The sequence below is a fragment of the Sphingomonas citri genome, assembly GCF_019429485.1.
In the GTDB taxonomy this organism is placed as follows: Bacteria; Pseudomonadota; Alphaproteobacteria; order Sphingomonadales; family Sphingomonadaceae; genus Sphingomonas; species Sphingomonas citri.
This window is the reverse complement of sequence record NZ_JAHXZN010000010.1, coordinates 22397-42012: the sequence shown is the minus strand read 5'-3', so window position 1 is coordinate 42012 and position 19616 is coordinate 22397. Positions and strand designations below refer to the sequence as shown.

The window sequence follows — 19616 nt, the reverse complement described above, 5'->3', positions numbered from 1 at the left end:
GGTTCGTCTGCCCCGATGTAGGCGCGGAGCGGGTGAAGGTCACGGCCAACAGCCGCTCCTTGAAGGTGGTATTGCGGGTCACCCGCCGGGTCACAACGCCTCCGCGCCCGAGATGATCTCCACCAGCTCGGTGGTGATCGCCGCCTGCCGCGCGCGGTTGTACTGGATGCTGAGCCGCTTGATCATGTCGCCCGCGTTGCGCGTGGCATTGTCCATCGCGGTCATGCGGCTGCCCTGCTCGGACGCGGCGTTCTCCAGCATGGCGCGGAAGATCTGGATCGCGACGTTGCGCGGTAGCAGGTCGGCGAGGATCGCTTCCTCGCTCGGCTCATATTCCACCGTCGCGTCGCCGGCGTTGGCCAGCTTCGGCTCCCCGCGGTCGGGGATGGCGACCGGGATGATCTGCTGGCCGGTCGGCAGCTGCACCAGCGCCGACTGGAACTTGGCGTAGAACAGATGCGCGACGTCGAACTCGCCCGCGATGTAGCGCGCGATCAGGTCGTCAGCGATCGCCTTGGCGTCGTCGAACGCCACGGTCTTCACCGTCGAGAGATCATGGTCGACCTTGATCGCCTGCGGGTAGAAGCGGCGCAGCACGCGCCCCTTCTTGCCGGCGAGATAGAAGATCACGGTCTTGCCCGCGGCCTCCAGCTCCTCGGCCTTGCGGCGCGCCGCGCGGACGATGTTGGTGTTGAACGCGCCCGCGAGGCCACGCTCGGAGGTGGCGACCACCAGCAGATGCACCTGGTCCTTGCCCGTCCCCGCCAGCAGCGGCGAGGCGCCGACGCCGACGTTGCGCGCCAGGCTGGCGACGACGCCCTCGAGCCGCTCGGCATAGGGGCGGCCGGCGATCGCCGCCTCCTGCGCGCGGCGCAGCTTGGCGGCGGCGACCATCTTCATCGCCTTGGTGATCTTCTGCGTCGACTTGACCGAGCCGATGCGGATCTTGAGGGCCTTGAGTGACGCCATTCTATCCTCTTGCCGTCATCCCGGCGAAGGCCGGGATCCAGTTTCCACCGTCGGACTGGACCCCGGCCTGCGCCGGGGTGACGGTCATGCGTGTGTCAGCGATCAGGCGAAGGTCTTCGCGAACTGGTCGAGCGCGCCCTTGAGCTTGCCCTCGGTATCCTTGCCCAGCTCGCGCGAGTCGCGGATCGCGCTCAGCACGTCGGCGTGATCGTTGCGCAGGAAGGCCAGCATCGCCGCCTCGTAGCGGGTCACGTCGGCGACCGGCACCTGGTCGAGATAGCCGTTGGTGCCGGCGTAGATCGACGCGGTCTGCTCCTCGAACGGCATCGGCGAGAATTGCGGCTGCTTGAGCAGCTCGGTCAGCCGCGCGCCGCGGTTGAGCAGCTTCTGCGTCGAGGCGTCGAGGTCCGAGCCGAACTGCGCGAACGCGGCCATCTCGCGATACTGCGCCAGCTCCAGCTTGATCGAGCCCGACACCTTCTTCATCGCCTTGGTCTGCGCGGCGCCGCCGACGCGGCTGACCGACAGGCCAACGTTGATCGCGGGGCGGATGCCCGCGAAGAACAGGTCGGTCTCAAGGAAGATCTGGCCGTCGGTGATCGAGATCACGTTGGTCGGGATGTACGCCGACACGTCGCCCGCCTGGGTCTCGATGATCGGCAGCGCGGTGAGCGAGCCGTTGCCGTTGGCGTCGTTCATCTTCGCCGCGCGCTCGAGCAGGCGCGAGTGGAGATAGAAGACGTCGCCCGGATAGGCCTCGCGGCCCGGCGGACGGCGCAGCAGCAGCGACATCTGGCGATAGGCCACCGCCTGCTTCGACAGGTCGTCGAACACGATCACCGCGTGCATCCCGTTGTCACGGAAATACTCGCCCATCGCGGTGCCGGTGTAGGGCGCGAGGAACTGCAGCGGCGCGGGGTCCGAGGCGGTCGCGGCGACGACGATGGAATAGTCCATCGCGCCGTTCTCCTCCAGCGTGCGGACAAGCTGCGCCACCGTCGAGCGCTTCTGGCCGACCGCGACGTAGACGCAGTACAGCTTCTTCGACTCGTCAGTGCCCGCGTTGGCGGTCTTCTGGTTGATGAACGTGTCGATCGCGATCGCCGACTTGCCGGTCTGGCGGTCGCCGATGATCAGCTCGCGCTGGCCGCGGCCGACCGGTACCAGCGCGTCGATCGCCTTGAGCCCGGTCTGCACCGGCTCGTGCACTGACTTGCGCGGAATGATGCCGGGCGCCTTGACCTCGACGCGGCTGCGCTGCTCGGCGACGATCGGGCCCTTGCCGTCGATCGGGTTGCCGAGACCGTCGACCACGCGGCCGAGCAGGCCCTTGCCCACCGGCACGTCGACGATGGTGCCGGTGCGGCGGACGACGTCGCCCTCCTTGATCTCCGCGTCCGAGCCGAAGATCACGACGCCGACGTTGTCGGCCTCGAGGTTGAGCGCCATGCCCTGCACGCCGTTCGAGAACTCGACCATCTCGCCGGCCTGGACGTTGTCGAGCCCGTAGATGCGCGCGATGCCGTCACCGACGCTGAGCACCTGGCCGGTCTCGGACACCTGGGCCTCGGTGCCGAAATTGGCGATCTGGTCCTTGATGACCTTCGAGATTTCTGCGGCGCGGATATCCATGTGGTTAGCCCTTCATCGCGCTGGCGAGCGCATTCAAACGGGTACGGATCGAGGAATCGATCATCTGGGAGCCGATGCGGACGACGAGCCCGCCGAGGATCGCCGGATCGACCTCGAGGTCGACCGACACCTCGCGGCCGACGCGACGGCGCAGCTGCTGCTTGAGCTCGTCGACCTGCTCGGGGGTGAGCGGGTGCGCGCTGGTCACCTCGGCGGTGGTCTCGCCGCGGTGGCGCGCCGCGAAGGTGCGGAAGGCGCGGATGATCTGCGGCAGCTGCGACAGCCGGCGATTCTCCGCGAGCACGCCGAGGAAACTTCGCGTGGTGGCGTCGACGCCGATCGCGTCGGCCGCGGCGACCACCGCGCGCACCGCGTCGCGCCGCGCCACCACGGGCGAGGCGATCAGCGCGCGGAACTCGGCCGATTCGGCCAGCGCATCACGCACCGCGGCGAGGCTGCGCTCGACCTGGTCGACCGCCTTGGCCTCCACCGCCAGATCGAACAGCGCGCTCGCGTAGCGCCCGCCGAGGCTGGCCTGGATGCTGCTGCCCTGATTACCGCTGGAACTCTCCACGCGATCCACTTTCCTCGCATAAACCCAAGGGTGTCGAACCCATGCGACCGGGTGGCGCGCGGCGGCGCCTTCGCTTGGGTAGCGGCGCGCGTAGCAAAGGGTTGCCGGGGATGCAACCGGAGCGCTCGGGCGCGGTGTTGAACGTGATCAACGGTGTGCGCGGCGGCGGGAAGGTTCGGGCGCAAGCCGTGGGATGCGGTGAGGGAGGCGGTGGCGTATAGGCGATGGATGATGGTCGCGAGCCGATACGTACAGAGGCCGCCGCGACGCCGAGGCAAGCGAGATGGCCGATGACTGACACGGCGCCCCTCCCTCACGCCCTTCCGTCATCCCGGACTGGGTCCGGGATCCACGCATCCGCGCACCCCGCCGCCGACGCGTATGCGGCACGGTGGATCCCGGACAAAGTCCGGTATGACGGGGGATGGGTGGCGCATGGCGTCGACCACGCGGATCCCGTTGCCATCTCAGGCACCATACTCGCCCCCTCCGCCCCCATCGACCCCGACGCCGCCTGGGCCGCCTTCGTCAGCCGCGACCGAGCCTATGACGGCCGCTTCGTCGTCACCGTCAGCTCGACCCGCATCTATTGCCGGCCGAGCTGCGCGGCGCGGCGGCCGCGACGCGAGCACGTCGGCTTCCTGGCCGACGGTGCCGCCGCGCGCGCGGCAGGGTATCGCGCCTGCCGCCGCTGCCTGCCCGACGACGTCACGCGCGACGCGACCGCGGTGAGGCGTGCGCTCACGTTGCTCGACGATGACGAAGGTTCCCTGTCGCTCGCGGCCCTCGCCGCGTCGGTCGGCTACGCGCCGCATCACTTTCAGCGCTTGTTCACGCGCGCTACCGGCCTCTCCCCCGCCGCCTACGCCCGTGACCGTCGCGCGGCGCGCGCCGCCGCGGCGCTTCGCGCCGAGCGCAACGTCACCGCCGCGATCTACGCCGCTGGCTATGCCGCGCCGAGCCGCTTCTACGCCGACGCCGCCGCACTCGGCATGACGCCTGCCGCGTGGGCGAGCGGGGGTGCGGGCGAGCGAGTCGCCTGGTGTGAGGTGCCGACGCCGCTCGGCGCGCTGCTGGTGGCGCTGACCGGGCGCGGGCTGTGTCTTGTCTCGCTCGATGAGGGGGTGGAGGCCCTCGCGGCGCTGCTGCCGGCGGCGACGCTGGTGGAGGCCGACGCCGGCGAGCGGTCGCGCATGCTGCGCTGGGTCGGAGCAGCAGCGGTGCCGCTCGACGCCGCGCTGCCGGAGACACAGCGGCGGGCGTTGTTCCTCGCGGCGGTGCGGGCGGCGGCGCGGGCGGACGCCTGACCCATCCTCGTACTCCTGCGAGCAGGACCTCCAGCTAGGTTGTCTGCCGCGCCGCTCCCTCCTCCTCATCCCGGCCTCGAGCCGGGATCCATGGGTACGCGAACGCAGTGGCTCGTGCGTGAACGGCGGCACGGCCTGCCAGGTACGCTCAGTAGCGCGGAACGAGCCTCGCGCTTGGCAGTAGCGCGACGTGAGGAGCCGCATGCTTCCATATCGGACCGTCACGCGCCGGGATGGTATTTCTGACTGGGCCCCGGCCTGCGCCGGGATACGGCCACGCTCGGCCGGCGCCGGTCGTGGCCGTGGTTAGGCGATTATAAAGGCTTGTCGCTTAGCTCGATCCCCGGACTTTCGAGGATGACCGGGTCGATGAACGCGTTCGGACGCCGCAACGGCGGGATGGGAACGACAGGCGCACGCGGCGGCTTCGGCGTGGCGCGCCCGATGCAGGCCAACCCGCTCGCGCGCCCCGAGCCCGAGCCGTTCCCCGCCACCGAGGCGCTGGCACTGCCCGGCGAGGGCGATCCGTCGCTGGTACCGCAGGGCACCGTCGACGCGATGCAGCGACTCGCCGACCGGCAGAACGCCAGCGGCGACGCCGGCGCGAGCCGGATGGAGGGCTTCGAGGCCTCGATCCACCGCATCAAGGAACAGGTGCTGCCGCGCCTGCTCGAGCGAGTCGACCCGGAGGCCGCCGCGACGCTCGGCAAGGACGAGCTGGCCGAGGAATTCCGGCCGATCATCGGCGAGGTGCTCGCCGAGCTCAAGCTGACGCTCAACCGCCGCGAGCAGTTCGCGCTGGAGAAGGTGCTGGTCGACGAGCTGCTCGGTCTCGGGCCGCTCGAGGAGCTGCTCGCCGACGCCGACATCAGCGACATCATGGTCAACGGTCCCGACCAGACCTTCGTCGAGCGCAAGGGCAAGCTCGAGCTGGCCAACATCCAGTTCCGCGACGAGGAGCATCTGTTTCAGATCGCGCAGCGCATCTGCAACTCGGTGGGCCGCCGCGTCGACCAGACCACGCCGCTCGCCGACGCGCGCCTCAAGGACGGCAGCCGCGTCAACGTGATCGTGCCGCCGCTCTCGCTGCGCGGCACCGCCATCTCGATCCGCAAGTTCTCCGCCAAGCCGATCACGCTCGACATGATGGCTGGCTTCGGCAGCATGTCGCAGAAGATGGCGACCGCGCTCAAGATCGCCGGCGCGTGCCGCTTCAACGTCGTGATCTCGGGCGGCACCGGCTCGGGCAAGACGACGATGCTCAATGCCTTGTCGAAGATGATCGACCCGGGCGAGCGCGTGCTGACGATCGAGGACGCCGCCGAGCTGCGGCTCCAGCAGCCCCACTGGCTGCCGCTCGAGACGCGCCCCGCCAACCTCGAGGGCCAGGGCGAGATCTCGATCCGCGACCTCGTCAAGAACGCGCTGCGCATGCGCCCCGACCGCATCATCCTGGGCGAGATCCGCGGCAGCGAGTGTTTCGACATGCTCGCCGCGATGAACACCGGCCACGACGGGTCGATGTGCACGCTCCACTCCAACAGCCCGCGCGAGGCGCTGGCGCGCATGGAGAACATGGTGATGATGTCGGACATCAAGGTGCCCAAGGAGGCGATCAGCCGCCAGATCGCCGACTCGGTCGACATGATCATCCAGGTCAAGCGCCTGCGCGACGGCTCGCGCCGCGTCACCAACATCACCGAGGTGATCGGGATGGAGGGCCCGGTGATAGTGACGCAGGAGCTCTTCAAGTTCGAGTATCTCGACGAGAGCGCCGACGGCAAGATCATCGGCGAGTATCGCTCGATGGGGCTGCGGCCCTACACGTTCGACAAGGCCAAGCAGTTCGGCTTCGACCAGGCGTATCTGGAGGCGTGTCTGTGACGGCGCTGTGCTAGGCTATTGACGCGGTGCGCCTCGCGGCTTTGGCCCGAGATCAGGACGAGAGAAGGCTTTCGAACCCATCAGCGAAAAGGCGGGTCACCGAACCATGCGTTCCGTCCAGATCGGCCCACTGGCCTGATGGATTGCACTCGAAGAAGACCGTCTTGCCGTCAGGCGTCACCGCGAAATCGAACACTCCGCTGTGCAGATGAGACCTGCGCAGGAAGGCGCCGGTGAAGTCTTGCATCTCCGGCGGGAGCGGGACAGGCTCACGGCCGACAATCCCGGGCAGCCTCTCGGCACGCCGCCAGTCGATCGCAGACCGAGGCGACGCTTGCGAGTCAATCCGAAAGCCGAGGCACGCGTCGCCGAACGCAACGACCCTCAGCTCGTACGATTTCTCGACATACGCTTGGTAGATCGCCGGGAAGGTTGCCACTTGTTCATCACTGGCGGCGGAGATCTCCGCGACCGTCACCAGATTGGCCATGATGCTGATGAGCGTCGCGTCGTCGCTACCATAAGCCGGGGCGAAGCTGATACTCAAGGGTTTCACGATCGTTCGACCGAAAGCCTGGATGAACGCGATGATCTCAGCCTTGTCACACGATATGAGCGTGTCCGGGATTGCGCAACCGAGCGAGCGCGCGACATCGAGCTGGGTCAGCTTGTCAGGCAACCCGCGCTGCTCATTGTTGAAACAGCGGCAACCGCGGGCGGCGATCAACGACAATGCGACATCGCGCCGCGTCGTGGCTTCGAAGCTGCGGCGCTGATCGTCCGCTGAGCTGTAGCGGATCGTCCGATGTTTGCTCCTGAGCCACCACCAGTCCTCGTGCTGAACCGAGGCCGACAAGCCACGTCTATCGACTAGGCGGGCTGATGGCAGACGCTCCCCCTCCTGGTCCGACACCGGTGAGTAGACCAGGCACGTCGCGCCTCGGTGTTGCAACTCAGCAGCGACCCGTACGATGTGAGGATCACGCGGCGAGCCTAGAATATGGAGCCGGGGGCGGCGTCCCACTATCGGGCGCCCACCGTCTCAATCGCCGGCGCAGAGGCTGTCAGGCTGGTCCCCACGGAGAAGACGCCGTTGAAGCCATCGGTGATCGTCGGCAGGACTCGAATATACGCCGGCTTATGCGTGCCTTTACCTGCGAGTGGATGAGGCGCGCAGCCGTCTTGCTGACAATTCCAGGCGCTACCGGTCGCCGGCTCTGACTGGAGGGACACGACGTCTGTTGGTAGAAGATGACTCGCGGCGGGGGCGAACATCATGCCTGGCTGGCGTACGAGGCGCGCGTGTAGGCTTCCGACGAGGATCAGCACGACACTGTTTGGGTGAGTGTCTGCCAGCGACGCCCAGCGATCGGCCATCGCCAGCTCATAATAATGTTGGTCGAGGCGGCCGCTGACACGTGGCTGGGTGCCATGGACCTCGACCACCCGGCCAGCAGCGCGCCAATCGCGCAAGCGGCGCAGCAACGTCAACATCGCGATGCTCGATCGCCCGTCCGCCATGTCGCGCGCCCAGATGTCCGATCGCAGCAGTCGAGAGACAGCGGCATCGTCGCCCGGCGAGGCGAGGAAATGCGCCACGTCCTCGTCGCTCCGTTCATCGAATTCGAGCGCCACAATCACGGAGCGCCGCCTCGCGACGACGCAGGCGATGTCGCCGAAAAGGCGTGGAACTTGGTCAGTGCCATGGATCTCACCGACGATCACAAATCGAGGCGCGCTCTCCGCCAGCGCCTCGGTGCCGGGGAGAGAGGAACAGACCTGCGGGCTATCGGCGGGTTCGATGGGAGGTGCGAGCGGTCGCGCTGCTCCGCTGGTCACGAGCATGAAAAGGATAGCGGCAGATGGTAGCAGTGCCATAAGGTACCCTATTACTATGGGCGGCCCGCAAGCGAGCCGCCAAAGGGATATCAGGGGTCGTCGCTGTGGATCCCACGTCCTCCGGCACTGGGGGTGTACCAAGTCCCAGTATTTCCGGTCGGCGTTGAGTAGATCGTACCGTCGGGATCCCCTCCCGCCACCATAGCCTTTTCTTCTTCGCTTAGCTCCTGAAGAACTGGCTCATTTTTACTAAAAAGAAATGACTCTACCATAATGTTCTCCTACACCACTCCGACTCGAAGTCGGCACATACATGCTGACTTGGACGGATCAAGTTTTCTAGCGCAAGAATGGCTCAAATTGGCCACTTCCTCCGCTAATATTACTTGCGTAATTGACAATCCATATATCGGCTTGTTGTGGGGCGTTCGATCGGGGCGGCCATCGCAGTCAAAGCTCCACGATGGCCGTACCCGGTTGACCCCGCGCCTGCCGCGACGCAGCATCGCGCGATGGCCACACTCCCTCCGATCACCAACAATCCCGACGTCCGCTATCTCGGCCGCGTGCTGGGCGACGTCATCCGCGCTTATGGGGGCGAGACGCTCTACGAGCGCACCGAGGCGATCCGCTCCGCCTCGGTCGAGCGCCACCGCGGCAACGGCCAGGGCTCGCCCGACGTCGGGCTCGGCGCGCTCGACCTCGACGAGACGCTCGACTTCGTGCGCGGCTTCATGCTGTTTTCGATGCTCGCCAATCTCGCCGAGGACCGCCAGGGGATCGCCGCCGAGGAGGGCGCCGACGTCGCCGCCGCGCTTCAGCGCCTCGCCGGGGCCGGCGTCGACCGCGACGCGGTGCTCGCCCTGCTCGATCGCGCGCTGATCGCGCCGGTGCTCACCGCGCACCCCACCGAGGTGCGACGCAAGAGCATGATCGACCACCGCAACCGCATCGCGCAGCTGATGGCGCTGCGCGACCGCGGGGTCGACACCACGCCCGAGGGGGACCAGGTCGACGAGGCGATCGTGCGTCAGGTCGCGCTGCTGTGGCAGACGCGCGTGCTGCGGCGCGAAAGGCTGTACGTCACCGACGAGGTCGAGACCGCGCTGAGCTACCTGCGCGACGTCTTTCTCCCCGTGATCCCCGCGCTCTATCAGCGCTGGGATCGCGCGCTGGGTGCGCGCGTGCCCGCCTTCCTGCGCCCGGGCAGCTGGATCGGCGGAGACCGCGACGGCAATCCCTTCGTCACCGCGGACAGCCTGCGCGCCGCGCTCGCGCGTGCGTCGCGGGCAGTACTGGGCTATTATCTCGACCAGCTCCACGCGATGGGTGCCGAGCTGTCGATTTCCTCCGACCACGGCGCGGTCGACGAGGGCGTGCTCGCGCTCGCCGAGGCGAGCGGCGACACCTCGGAGACGCGTAGCGACGAACCCTATCGCCGCGCCATCAGCGGCATCTACGCGCGGACGGCGGCCACCTATCAGAAGCTCACCGGCGAGCCGGCGCCGCGCCCCGGCACGCTGCGCGGCGAGCCCTATCCCGACCCCGCCGCGCTGCGTGCCGACCTCAAGACGATCGCGCGCCCGCTCTCGGCCGAGGGCGCCGGGCTGCTCGGCACCGGCGGCGCGATCGGGCGGCTGATCCGCGCAGTCGAGGTGTTCGGCCTCCATCTCGCCACGCTCGACCTGCGCCAGAACAGCGCGGTGCACGAGAAGGTCGTCGCCGAGATGCTGCGCGGCGCAGGGGTCTGCGCCGACTACACCGCGCTCGACGAGGACGCGCGCGTGATGCTGTTGCGCCAGGAGCTGGCCACGCCGCGCCCGCTGACCAGCCGCTTCACGACGTTCTCGGACGAGACCGCGTCCGAGCTGGCGATCGTCCAGGCTGCCGCCGACGCGCACGCCACCTACGGTGCGGCGTGCATCCGCCAGTATATCGTCTCTATGACCAAATCGGTGTCCGACCTGCTCGAGGTCCACCTGCTGCTCAAGGAGGTCGGGCTGTACCGCCCCGCCAGCGACGACGCGCCCGCCAGCGCCGCGGTGATGGCGGTGCCGTTGTTCGAGACGATCGAGGATCTCGAGGCCGCGCCCTCGATCATGACCGAGTGGTTCGCCATCCCCGAGGTGCGCGACATCGCGCGCGCGCGCGGTCACCAGGAAGTGATGATCGGCTATTCGGACAGCAACAAGGACGGCGGCTATCTCACCTCGACCTGGCAGCTATCGCGCGCCTCGACCGCGCTGAAGCCGGTGTTCGACGCCGCCGGCGTCGGCATGCAGCTCTTCCACGGCCGCGGCGGCGCGGTCGGGCGCGGCGGCGGCTCCAGCTTCGCCGCGATCCGCGCGCAGCCCGCGGGCACGGTACAGGGCCGCATCCGCATCACTGAGCAGGGCGAGGTGATCGCGGGCAAATACGGGACGCGCGAGAGCGCCACGACCAACCTGGAGGCGATGGCCTCGGCGACGCTTCTCGCCAGCCTCGAGCCCGAGCAGCTGTCGAACAGCGACAACGCCAGCTTCGCCGCGGCGATGGACCGGCTCTCCGACGCCGCCTTTCGCGCCTATCGCGGGCTGGTCTACGAGACCGAGGGCTTCCGCACCTTCTTCCGCCAGATGACGCCCATCGCCGAGATCGCCGGCCTGAAGATCGGCAGCCGCCCCGCCAGCCGCAAGCAGTCGGACGCGATCGAGGACCTGCGCGCCATCCCCTGGGTGTTCAGCTGGGCGCAGGCGCGTGTGATGCTGCCGGGGTGGTACGGCGTCGGCCAGGCGATCGCCGGCTTCGAGGACCGCGCGCTGCTGCGCGAGATGGCGCAGGGCTGGCCGCTGTTCGCCGCGACGCTGGCCAACATGGAGATGGTGCTCGCCAAGTCGGACATGGGGATCGCCGAGCGCTACGCCGGGCTGGTCGAGGATGCGGCCCTGCGCGACCGCGTGTTCGGGCGCATCCGCGACGGCTGGCAGCAGACCCACGACGGGCTGCTCGACGTCACCGCGCAGTTGCACCTGCTCGAGAAGCATCCGGCGCTCGACGCCTCGATCCGGCTGCGGCTGCCCTATATCGAGCCGCTTAATCTGTTGCAGATCGAGCTGATGAAGCGCCATCGCGCGGGTGAGGCCGACGAGCGCGTGCGCCAGGGCATCCTGCTGTCGATCAACGCGATCGCGACGGCGCTGCGCAATTCAGGCTGAGGGGTCCGAGCTGTTCTTCCTGTCTCGTCCCTCGCCTGAGTCGTTTTCTCCCACCTACGTCATCCCCGCGTAGGCGGGGATTCATACACGCTGTCGTCGCGGCTCCTTCGAGGGCCTGCGTGTCTGAACCCCTGCCTCCGCAGGGATGACGGTGGTGGACGAGAGGTCGGTGCGTGATCCGGCTCACATCGTACATGCGCCGGCGCTCCGAGCGGTCGACGCCGCTCCTATCCCTCCAGGCTCTTCGACGCCTGTTCGAACAAGTCCTTGCTGATCCCCGGCGTCGCGACGATCCGCTCCAGTTCGGCGCGCATCAGCGCCGCGCGCGCCGGGTCGAAGCGGCGCCAGCGGCCGAGCGGGGGCAGCAGCCGCGCCGATGTCTGCGGGTTGAGCGGATCGAGCGCGAGCAGCTGGTCGGCGAGCCAGCGATAGCCTGCCCCTCCCGCCACGTGGAAGGCGCGCTGGTTGACCGCGAAGGCGCCGATCAGCGCGCGCGCGCGGTTGGGGTTGGCGAGCGAGAAATCGGGATGGCGCGCCAGCTCGGCGACCAGCGCTGGCGTGTCATCGCGCGACGCCAGCGCCTGCGTCTGGAACCATTTGTCGAGCACCAGCGGATTGTCGGCATAGCGCGCGTAGAAGGCCGCCAGCGCGGCGTCGCGCTCGTCGGAATGGCCGCTCGCCAGCGCGGTGAGCGCGCCCTGTCGATCGGTCATGTTGTCCGCCGCCTCGAACTGCGCCCAGGCCAGCGCCGGCGCGTCGGCCGCGCCACCCGCCTGGAGATAGTGGAGCGCGACGTTGCGCAGGCGCCGCGCGCCCTTGGCCGCCGGGGTATAAGTGTAAGGCACGCGCTCGCCGAGGTCGCAGGCGGCGCGCCAGCGCTGGTCGAGCGCGCGCGCGAGCGCACGCCGCAGCGCCTCACGCGCGGTGAAGACCGCCTCGGGGTCGACCGTAGCGAGCTGGTCGCCGATGAAATTCTCCGACGGCAGCAGCACCGCCTCGGCGACGAAAGCGCGGTCGAGCGCCGGATCGTCGAGCGTGTCCGCCACCGCCTCGACCACGGCGCGATGATCGGCCTCGCCCTCGACCGTCGCCGCGACCAAGGTATCGAGCATCAGCTGCTGCATCGCCTCGTAGCGCGCGAAGGGATCATCATCGTGGCGCGCGAGGAAGGCGAGGTCGGCGGCGGTGCGATCGCTCTCGATGATCACCGGCGCGGAGAAGCCGCGGTTGAGCGAGACCACGGGCCGCTCGGTGACGTCCTCGAAGGCGATGCTCTCCGCCGCGTCGCGCAGCACCACCAGCCGCTCGACACCGAGCGGCGCGCCGGTGGCGCTGCCGAACAGCCGCACCCGCAGCGGAAGGACCTGCGGCGCCTTGCCGCTCTGCCCCGGCGTATCGGGCACTTTCTGTGCTAGGTGGAGCAGCGCGCGGCCGCTGCCGGGCTCGTGCTCGACGCTGGCCGACACGCGCGGCGTGCCCGCCTGGCTGTACCACAGGCGGAACTGCGCGAGGTCGACGCCGCTCGCCTCCTCCATGCAGCGGACGAAATCCTCACAGGTCGCGGCGGTGCCGTCGTGGCGGTCGAAGTAGAGGTCGGCGCCGGCGCGGAAGGCGGCGTCGCCCAGCATCGTCGCCATCATGCGGATCAGCTCGGCGCCCTTGTTGTAGATGGTCGCGGTGTAGAAGTTGCTGATCTCGATGTAGCTCTCGGGGCGCACCGGATGCGCGAGCGGGCCGGCGTCCTCGGGAAACTGCGCCGCGCGCAGTCCGCGCACGTCCTCGATCCGCTTCACCGCGGCGGAGCCCTGGTCGGCGCTGAACGACTGGTCGCGATAGACGGTGAAGCCTTCCTTGAGGCTCAGCTGAAACCAGTCGCGGCAGGTTACGCGATTGCCCGACCAATTGTGGAAATATTCGTGCGCCACCACCGCGGCGATCGCGTCATAATCGTAATCGGTCGCGGTGTCGGGGTCCGCGAGGATATAGCGGCTGTTGAAGATGTTCAGCCCCTTGTTCTCCATAGCGCCGAAGTTGAAGTCGTCGACTGCGACGATGTTGAAGACGTCGAGGTCGTACTCGCGGCCGTACACTCGCTCGTCCCACGCCATCGAGAGCTTGAGCGCGTCGAGCGCGTGCGCGGTCTTGGGCAGATCCGCGGCACGCACCCAGATACCCAGCGCCACCTCGCGCCCCGAGCGCGTGGTGAACGTGTCGCGGTTCACCGCCAGGTCGCCCGCCACCAGCGCGAAGAGATAGGAGGGCTTGGGATAAGGATCGTGCCACTCGGCCCAGTGCGTCCCGTCGGCGTTCTCCCCCTGCGCGACGGGGTCGCCGTTGGCGAGCAAGACGGGAAAGCGGCGCCGATCGGCGCTCATCCGCACTCGATAGGTGGCGAGCACGTCGGGCCGATCGGGAAAATAGGTAATGCGGCGGAAGCCCTCGGCCTCGCACTGCGTGCACAGGATCCCGCCCGAGGCGTAGAGCCCCATCAGCTGGGTGTTGCGATCGGGCGCAACCTCCACCTCGGTCTCGATCACGTGGCGGTCACCCGTGAGCGGTACGACGAGCTGCTCGTCCTCGATCGTCCAGCCCTCGGCCGGCGCGCCGTCCACCGTGACCGAGAGCGGCACCTGCCCTGCGCCGTCGAGCCGCAGCGGCAGGTCGTGCGTGCCGTTGCGCTCCACGCTGAGCCGCGTGCGGACGCGCGTGAGCGTCGGGTCGAGCGCGAAGTCGAGCGCGACCTCGGGCACGAGCCAGGCGGGCGCCTGATGATCGCGGCGATAGGTGACGACGGGTGCGGCGGCGGTGAGGCGTGCGTCCATGGCCTTGACTATAATCGGGCGCCGCGCTGGTTCCATTGGAAAGCGCCTGATACCCTCGCCGCACCGGGCCATTCGGCAGGTGCACGACGTGGAAAGCTAAGCTACGGCGATTCCTTCCAATTGCCGAAGGTCGCCGATGTACCGTCGTATCGTCACTCCGCTGCTGCTCGCCTCTGCCACCATCGCCACGGCGCAGGTTCCCGCCCCCGCCCCGACGATCGCCGCGCGCAACGCCGCGCTCACCGCGCCGCTGCCCGCTGATCAGGCGGCGATGAAGGGACACGTTATGTTCCTCGCCTCGGACGCGATGCGCGGGCGCGAGGCGGGCAGCGGCGAATATGACATCGCCGCGCAATATGTCGCCTCGCAATTCTACGCCGCCGGGCTCAAGCCCATGGGCGATGACGGCGGCTATCTTCAGAAGGTGCCGCTGACCGGCTATAAGATCGTCGACCAAGGCGCGTTCAGCTGGGCGCCGGCGGCCGGCGAGCCGCAGAAGCTGGCCTTCGGCACCGACTATGTGCCCGCCGCGAACCCCGCCGCGAAGCAGACGCGCGTCACGGCGCCCGTCGTGTATGTCGGCTACGGTTTGTCGGCGAGCGCCTATGGCATCGACGATTACGCCGGCGCGGACGTGCGCGGCAAGATCGTCGCCTATGTCGGCGGTGTGCCGACCGGGTTGCCCAGCGAGATCGCGGCGACGCTGAGCGGCGCGCCCGCGCGGCTCGCCGCCGCCGCGGCGCACGGCGCGGTGGGAGCGGTCGCGATCGCCGACCTGCGCGCGCCGGGGCGCGGCACGCCCGGCTTCGACACGGTGAAGAAGGGCTATGACTCGGAGCGGGTGACCTGGGCGCTGCCCGACGGTACGGGCAGCACGGCCACCCCCTCGGTACCGCTGCTCGGCACGCTCTCCACTGCTGGCGCAGCGAAGCTTTTCGCGCGCGACTGGGCGACGATGGCGCGCACGGCCAAGAAGAAGATGCTGCGCGCGCGCCCTGTCACGGCCGCCGGCACGCTCACCGTGGAGAGCGCCACCACGTACCGCGCGCTGCCCAGTAGCAACGTCATCGGCATGATCCCCGGCACCGACCCGAGCGTCGGACGCGAGACCGTGGTGCTGTCGGCGCACCTCGATCACGTCGGCGTCGGCAAGGCGGTGAAGGGTGACACGATCTACAACGGCGCGCTCGACGACGCGATCGGCATCGCCAGCCTGATCGAGGCGGCCAGGCGCTTCAAGCAGGCGCCGCCGCCGAAGCGGTCGGTGCTGTTCCTGGCCGTCACCGCAGAGGAGAAGGGACTCGTCGGCAGCGACTATTTCACCAACCACCCGACCGTACCGATCGCCGACATCGTCGCCGACGTGAACCTCGACATGCCGATCCTCACCTACAGGTTCGAGGACATGGTGGCGTTCGGCGGCGACCGCTCGTCGCTCGGGCCGATCATCGCGCGCGCGGTCGGCGCGATCGGCGTCGGCCTCTCGCCCGATCCGATGCCGGAGGAGGCGATTTTCGTCCGCTCGGACCATTTCCGCTTCGTGCAGAAGGGCGTGCCCTCGGTCTTCCTGTGGCCTGGGCAGAAGGGGCCGGGCAAGGCCGCGGTCGCCGACTTCATGGGCAATTGCTACCACAAGCCGTGCGACGATCTGTCGCAGCCGATCCTGTGGGACCAGGGCGTCCGCTTCGTCGACGCCAATTATCGCATCGCGCGCGAGATCGCCGGCGCGGCCGACCGGCCGCGCTGGAACAAGGGTGATTATTTCGGCCTGCTGTTCAAGGGACCGATGGCGGCCGAGTGAGCCGCCGCGGCGGCGGATGGCGCGCTCAACCGAGCGGGCGCGGCTCGCCCTCGGCGTACAGGTGCGTGCACAGCTGCGCCTCGGGCGTGTCGCCCGGTTCCAGCGCCGCGACGGTGACCCAGCCCTGTGCGCGCATCGCGGCGGCGGCCGCCGCCGGCGTGCCGAACGGCAGGAACAGCCGGCGGCGCTCGCCCGCGGGCTCGTCGCCGATCAGCCGGTCAGCGAACAGGGAGAAGCCGGTCGCCGCCTCCTCCGCACCGCCCTCGTGCACGACGGTGTAAGTGCCGCCGCGGCCGACCTCCGCGGACGAGCTGCCCGCGAACAGCGAGAAGCCGAGCCAGGTCTGATATTCGAAGCCGTGGCGCTCGGTCGGGTCGAGCGTCAGCTCCGCGCGCCCGTCCAGCGCGCGCGCGATCGCGGCGAGTGCGTCCAGCCGCGATGCGAGCGCGCCGTCGCGATCGAAGTCGCGCAGCCGCGCCAGCGCCTGATCGAACGGCCCCGCCGCCGCGACCAGCGGGAGGTAATCGGGTGCGAGCTCGGCGACCGCGCCCGCGTCCTTGGCGTCGAGCCGCTGGCGCAGCGAATCGAGCTTCTCGGGCGCGACCGGCAGCGCGCCCGCCGCGAGCGTGTCGACCAGATCGGGCAAGGTGAAGTCGAGCGAAGGACGCGCCACGCCCGCGGCCGCGACCGCCTCGATCGCGACGGTGACCACCTCCTGCGCCGCCGCCACGGTGTCGAGCCCGAACAGCTCGGCGCCGATCTGACGCGTCTCGCGCGCGGGGGCGAGCTGGCTGGCGCGCAGCTTGAGCACCGCGCCGGCGTAGCTCAGCCGCACCGGGCGCGGGTGATGCCCCATCCTCGTTGCCGCGATTCGCGCCACCTGCGCGGTCAGGTCCGGCCGGATCGCGAGGGTGCGCTGCGACACCGGGTCGACGAAGCGCACCGCGTCCTGCAGCGCGCCGGCCTTGAGCCGCGAGCCCAGCCCCTCGGCGAACTCGGCGAGCGGCGGGTCGACTCGCTCATAGCCGTGCGCGTGGATCGCACCGAGCACGCGCGCCTCCAACGCAGCGGCCGCGTCAGCGACGGGCGGCAGGCGATCGCGCAGCCCTTCCGGCAGCAGCGCGGTCACGCGCGACGCTCCCGCTCGTCCGCCACGAGGAGGCAGGGGTGAGGCGTCATCGTCATCGTCCCGTTCGCGTTGCGGCGGCGCACCCGACGGCCGCGCGCCTCGGGCCCTGCTGTCCGCCGGTCGCCGCCCGATTGGTCGCAACGGGCGGCGCCGTCAACCTCGCCGACGCTGGCGCTCCGTCCTGAGCGGCAAGTGATGGAGAAGGCTTGGCACCCCCGCGCGCCTCGCGGCGTTACCCCACCATGCCCACGCCTCCTGATCACCCGCTCCGCCTCGGCTTTCCGGTCAAGGTGATGGGCAAGCCCGGCCTCAAGAGCGGCGACACCCGCCGCTGGCAGGCCAACCCGCATCTGAAGTGCTCGCTCGAACAGGTCGACAAGGTGCTCGACTATCTCGCCAGCGAGCGGCTCGACATGTACCGCCTCTCCTCCGATCTGGCCCCCTACGCCACGCACCCGGACATGCCGCAGTTCCACGACATGGTGCGCGAGAGCGACGCCGAGCTCGCCGCCTTCGGTGCCAAGGCGCGCGCGCTCGGCATCCGCCTGTCGTTCCACCCGTCACAATATGTGCTGCTCAACAGCCCCGACGACGCCCTCACCGCCAAGTCGATCTGGGACCTGTCGTCGCAGGCCGAGATGCTCGACCGCATGGGGCTGGACGAGGAGGCGGTGATGGTGACGCACGTCGGCGGAGTCTACGACGACCATCACGCCAGCCGCGAGCGCTGGCTGCGCGGCTGGGAACGCTGCCCGGAGCACGTGCGCCAGCGCCTCGTGCTCGAGAACGACGACCTGCGCTTCTCCGCCGCCGACGCTCTGTGGATCCACGAGCGCTGCGGCGTGCGGCTGATCTTCGACTATCAGCATTTCTGGTGTCTCAACCCCGAGGGGCTCGACCTGCGCGAGACGCTGGAGCGCTTCCTGAGGACCTGGCCGACCGGCGTGCGCCCCAAGATCCACTTCTCCTCGCCGCGTACCGAGATGCGCGAGGTGAAGCAGAAGATCACCGCCAAGCAGCGCGCCAGCGGCAAGACGGTGCGCAAGGGCGAGCTGGTCAAGGCACCGGTGAAGGCGGGCGCGCGCATCAAGACGGTGCTGCGTCCACCGGTGTGGACCGGGCACGCCGACTTCACCAACCCGTTCGAGTTCGCCACCTTCATGCGCACCGCGGAGGGGCTGGTGTTCGACGTGATGATGGAGGGCAAGGCCAAGGACGTCAGCCTTCTCAAGCTGCGCCCCGACCTGCTGCGCTACGCTCCGGATGTGGCGGCGCGCTTCGGCATCACCGCGGCCGACGCCGACGCGCTCGCCGCCGACGAGGCGGCGCTGGAGAGCGGCGGCGCGGCGGCGGACGAGGCGCCCGACGTGGACGAGGGAGAGGTGTGAGGAAGCCGCTTCCTCACTAACCACCCCGGCGGACGCCGGGGTCCAGCTGGGAGACGCGAGTGGGTCTCACCATGGTCTTCCCACCTGGACCCCGGCTTTCGCCGGGGGGTCGCTTGCGGCTCAGGCGGCTACTCACGGTACCCCGGGCTCAGGCGATCGAGCTTGCGCAGCAGCGCGGGCCAGGCGAGCGCCTGCGCCACCATCCCCATTCCCGCGGGGCTGGCCTGATGCGCGACCTTCTCCTCGACCCCGTCGGGCGGCGGGTTGAGCCCGTCGCGCCCCGCGGCGAGCATATGCACCTGCGCCTGGCACGCGCGCTCGAGGAAATAGAGCCGCAGGAAACAGGCCGCGACCGAGTTGCCCACCGCCAGCGTGCCGTGGTTGCGCAGGATCATCGCGTTCTTGGCACCGAGGTCGGCGACCAGCCGCTCGCGCTCGTCGAGGTCGGTCGCGATGCCCTCATAGTCGTGATAGGCGACGTCGTGGCTCGCGATCATCGCGGTCTGGGTGTGCGGCAGCAGCCCGCACGCCATCGCCGACACCGCCTGGCCGTGCGGGGTGTGGAGGTGCATCACCGCGTGCGCGTCGTCGCGCGCCATATGGATCGCCGAGTGGATGGTGAAGCCCGCCGGGTTGACCGGATGGTCCGAGCGGCCGACCGGCTGGCCGTCGACGTCGATCTTGACCAGCGTCGAGGCGGTGATCTCCTCGAACATCATGTCATACGGGTTGATGAGGAAATGATGATCCGGCCCGGGCACGCGCGCGGACAGATGGGTGAAGATCAGATCGTCCCAGCCGTATAGCGCGACCAGCCGGTAGGCGGCGGCGAGATCGACCCGAGCCTCCCACTCGCCGGGCGCATAGGCCGAAGTGTCCACCGACGCGAGCGTCGCCATCGCCTCTCTCCTCCATTTTCGGACGAGCCTAGAGGATGCGCGGCGGAGTCGCCAGCGTGCGGTGGGGGGTGGCAGGCGGACGGCTGGCCGGCCGCTCCAGACGCCGGCCCTTCCTCCTCTTGCCGTCAGCCCGGCGAAGGCCGGGGTCCACTCGTCCGCGCCCCCATGGGCGGGCGAT

Annotated in this window: 13 protein-coding genes; 5 read left to right on the top strand and 8 right to left on the bottom strand. The window is 69.2% G+C overall.

Going from position 1 to position 19616, the window contains the following annotated elements; translation table 11 throughout:
• Window positions 1–90: 90 nt before the first annotated feature.
• From KZ820_RS18845 to KZ820_RS18835, 3 genes are all read right to left on the bottom strand, one after another.
• Window positions 91–969 (bottom strand): F0F1 ATP synthase subunit gamma, encoded by an 879-nt coding sequence (locus KZ820_RS18845; RefSeq protein ID WP_219750407.1) that lies wholly within the window; start codon window positions 967–969, stop codon window positions 91–93.
• Window positions 970–1071: 102 nt separating this feature from the next.
• Window positions 1072–2601 carry a F0F1 ATP synthase subunit alpha gene (gene atpA, locus KZ820_RS18840; protein ID WP_219750406.1) on the bottom strand — a complete coding sequence of 510 codons (1530 nt, stop codon included), beginning with the start codon at window positions 2599–2601 and terminating at the stop codon, window positions 1072–1074.
• Window positions 2602–2605: 4 nt separating this feature from the next.
• Window positions 2606–3175, bottom strand: coding sequence for a F0F1 ATP synthase subunit delta (locus KZ820_RS18835; RefSeq protein ID WP_219750405.1), 570 nt, complete (start codon window positions 3173–3175; stop codon window positions 2606–2608).
• A gap of 428 nt (window positions 3176–3603) precedes the next feature.
• On the opposite strand from KZ820_RS18835, the gene KZ820_RS22050 reads away from it, so the two are divergent.
• Both KZ820_RS22050 and KZ820_RS18825 read left to right on the top strand, forming a co-directional pair.
• The gene (locus tag KZ820_RS22050; RefSeq protein WP_308462283.1) at window positions 3604–4482 is read left to right on the top strand and encodes an Ada metal-binding domain-containing protein; all 879 of its coding nucleotides are present in this window, start codon (window positions 3604–3606) and stop codon (window positions 4480–4482) included.
• Window positions 4483–4851: 369 nt separating this feature from the next.
• A complete protein-coding gene (locus KZ820_RS18825) occupies window positions 4852–6366 on the top strand; it encodes a TadA family conjugal transfer-associated ATPase (protein WP_219750403.1) in 1515 nt (504 codons plus the stop codon).
• A 52-nt stretch (window positions 6367–6418) separates the two neighbouring features.
• On the opposite strand, the gene KZ820_RS18820 is transcribed toward KZ820_RS18825, so the two are convergent.
• Window positions 6419–7222 carry an MvdC/MvdD family ATP grasp protein gene (locus KZ820_RS18820; protein WP_219750402.1) on the bottom strand — a complete coding sequence of 268 codons (804 nt, stop codon included), beginning with the start codon at window positions 7220–7222 and terminating at the stop codon, window positions 6419–6421.
• A gap of 167 nt (window positions 7223–7389) precedes the next feature.
• Window positions 7390–8244 (bottom strand): hypothetical protein, encoded by an 855-nt coding sequence (locus tag KZ820_RS18815; RefSeq protein WP_219750401.1) that lies wholly within the window; start codon window positions 8242–8244, stop codon window positions 7390–7392.
• 473 nt (window positions 8245–8717) lie between these two features.
• Between KZ820_RS18815 and ppc the strand changes: the two genes are divergently transcribed.
• A complete protein-coding gene (gene ppc, locus KZ820_RS18810) occupies window positions 8718–11399 on the top strand; it encodes a phosphoenolpyruvate carboxylase (protein WP_219750400.1) in 2682 nt (893 codons plus the stop codon).
• A 227-nt stretch (window positions 11400–11626) separates the two neighbouring features.
• Here ppc and pepN read toward each other — a convergent pair whose 3' ends face one another.
• Window positions 11627–14221: an aminopeptidase N gene (gene pepN / locus KZ820_RS18805; protein ID WP_219750399.1), complete on the bottom strand. Its 2595-nt coding sequence runs from the start codon at window positions 14219–14221 to the stop codon at window positions 11627–11629.
• Between the two features lie 136 nt (window positions 14222–14357).
• Between pepN and KZ820_RS18800 the strand changes: the two genes are divergently transcribed.
• Window positions 14358–16022, top strand: a complete 1665-nt coding sequence (locus KZ820_RS18800) for a M28 family peptidase (protein WP_219750398.1) — start codon at window positions 14358–14360, stop codon at window positions 16020–16022.
• A gap of 25 nt (window positions 16023–16047) precedes the next feature.
• Here the strand turns inward: KZ820_RS18800 and KZ820_RS18795 are convergent, their stop codons facing one another.
• Window positions 16048–17151 carry an ATP phosphoribosyltransferase regulatory subunit gene (locus tag KZ820_RS18795; RefSeq protein WP_219750397.1) on the bottom strand — a complete coding sequence of 368 codons (1104 nt, stop codon included), beginning with the start codon at window positions 17149–17151 and terminating at the stop codon, window positions 16048–16050.
• Window positions 17152–17393: 242 nt separating this feature from the next.
• On the opposite strand from KZ820_RS18795, the gene uvsE reads away from it, so the two are divergent.
• Window positions 17394–18539 carry a UV DNA damage repair endonuclease UvsE gene (gene uvsE / locus KZ820_RS18790; RefSeq protein WP_219750396.1) on the top strand — a complete coding sequence of 382 codons (1146 nt, stop codon included), beginning with the start codon at window positions 17394–17396 and terminating at the stop codon, window positions 18537–18539.
• A 128-nt stretch (window positions 18540–18667) separates the two neighbouring features.
• On the opposite strand, the gene KZ820_RS18785 is transcribed toward uvsE, so the two are convergent.
• Window positions 18668–19438: a class II aldolase/adducin family protein gene (locus KZ820_RS18785; protein ID WP_219750395.1), complete on the bottom strand. Its 771-nt coding sequence runs from the start codon at window positions 19436–19438 to the stop codon at window positions 18668–18670.
• Window positions 19439–19616: the final 178 nt, after the last annotated feature.

Bases quoted from the DNA above. Each gene is read 5' to 3' on its own strand.
- KZ820_RS18800 (WP_219750398.1), top strand. From the start codon at position 14,358: ATGTACCGTCGTATCGTCACTCCGCTGCTGCTCGCCTCTGCCACCATC.
- uvsE (WP_219750396.1), top strand. From the start codon at position 17,394: ATGCCCACGCCTCCTGATCACCCGCTCCGCCTCGGCTTTCCGGTCAAG.
- KZ820_RS18785 (WP_219750395.1), bottom strand. From the start codon at position 19,438: ATGGCGACGCTCGCGTCGGTGGACACTTCGGCCTATGCGCCCGGCGAG.
- ppc (WP_219750400.1), top strand. From the start codon at position 8,718: ATGGCCACACTCCCTCCGATCACCAACAATCCCGACGTCCGCTATCTC.
- KZ820_RS18825 (WP_219750403.1), top strand. From the start codon at position 4,852: ATGAACGCGTTCGGACGCCGCAACGGCGGGATGGGAACGACAGGCGCA.
- pepN (WP_219750399.1), bottom strand. From the start codon at position 14,221: ATGGACGCACGCCTCACCGCCGCCGCACCCGTCGTCACCTATCGCCGC.
- KZ820_RS18845 (WP_219750407.1), bottom strand. From the start codon at position 969: ATGGCGTCACTCAAGGCCCTCAAGATCCGCATCGGCTCGGTCAAGTCG.
- KZ820_RS18815 (WP_219750401.1), bottom strand. From the start codon at position 8,244: ATGGCACTGCTACCATCTGCCGCTATCCTTTTCATGCTCGTGACCAGC.
- atpA (WP_219750406.1), bottom strand. From the start codon at position 2,601: ATGGATATCCGCGCCGCAGAAATCTCGAAGGTCATCAAGGACCAGATC.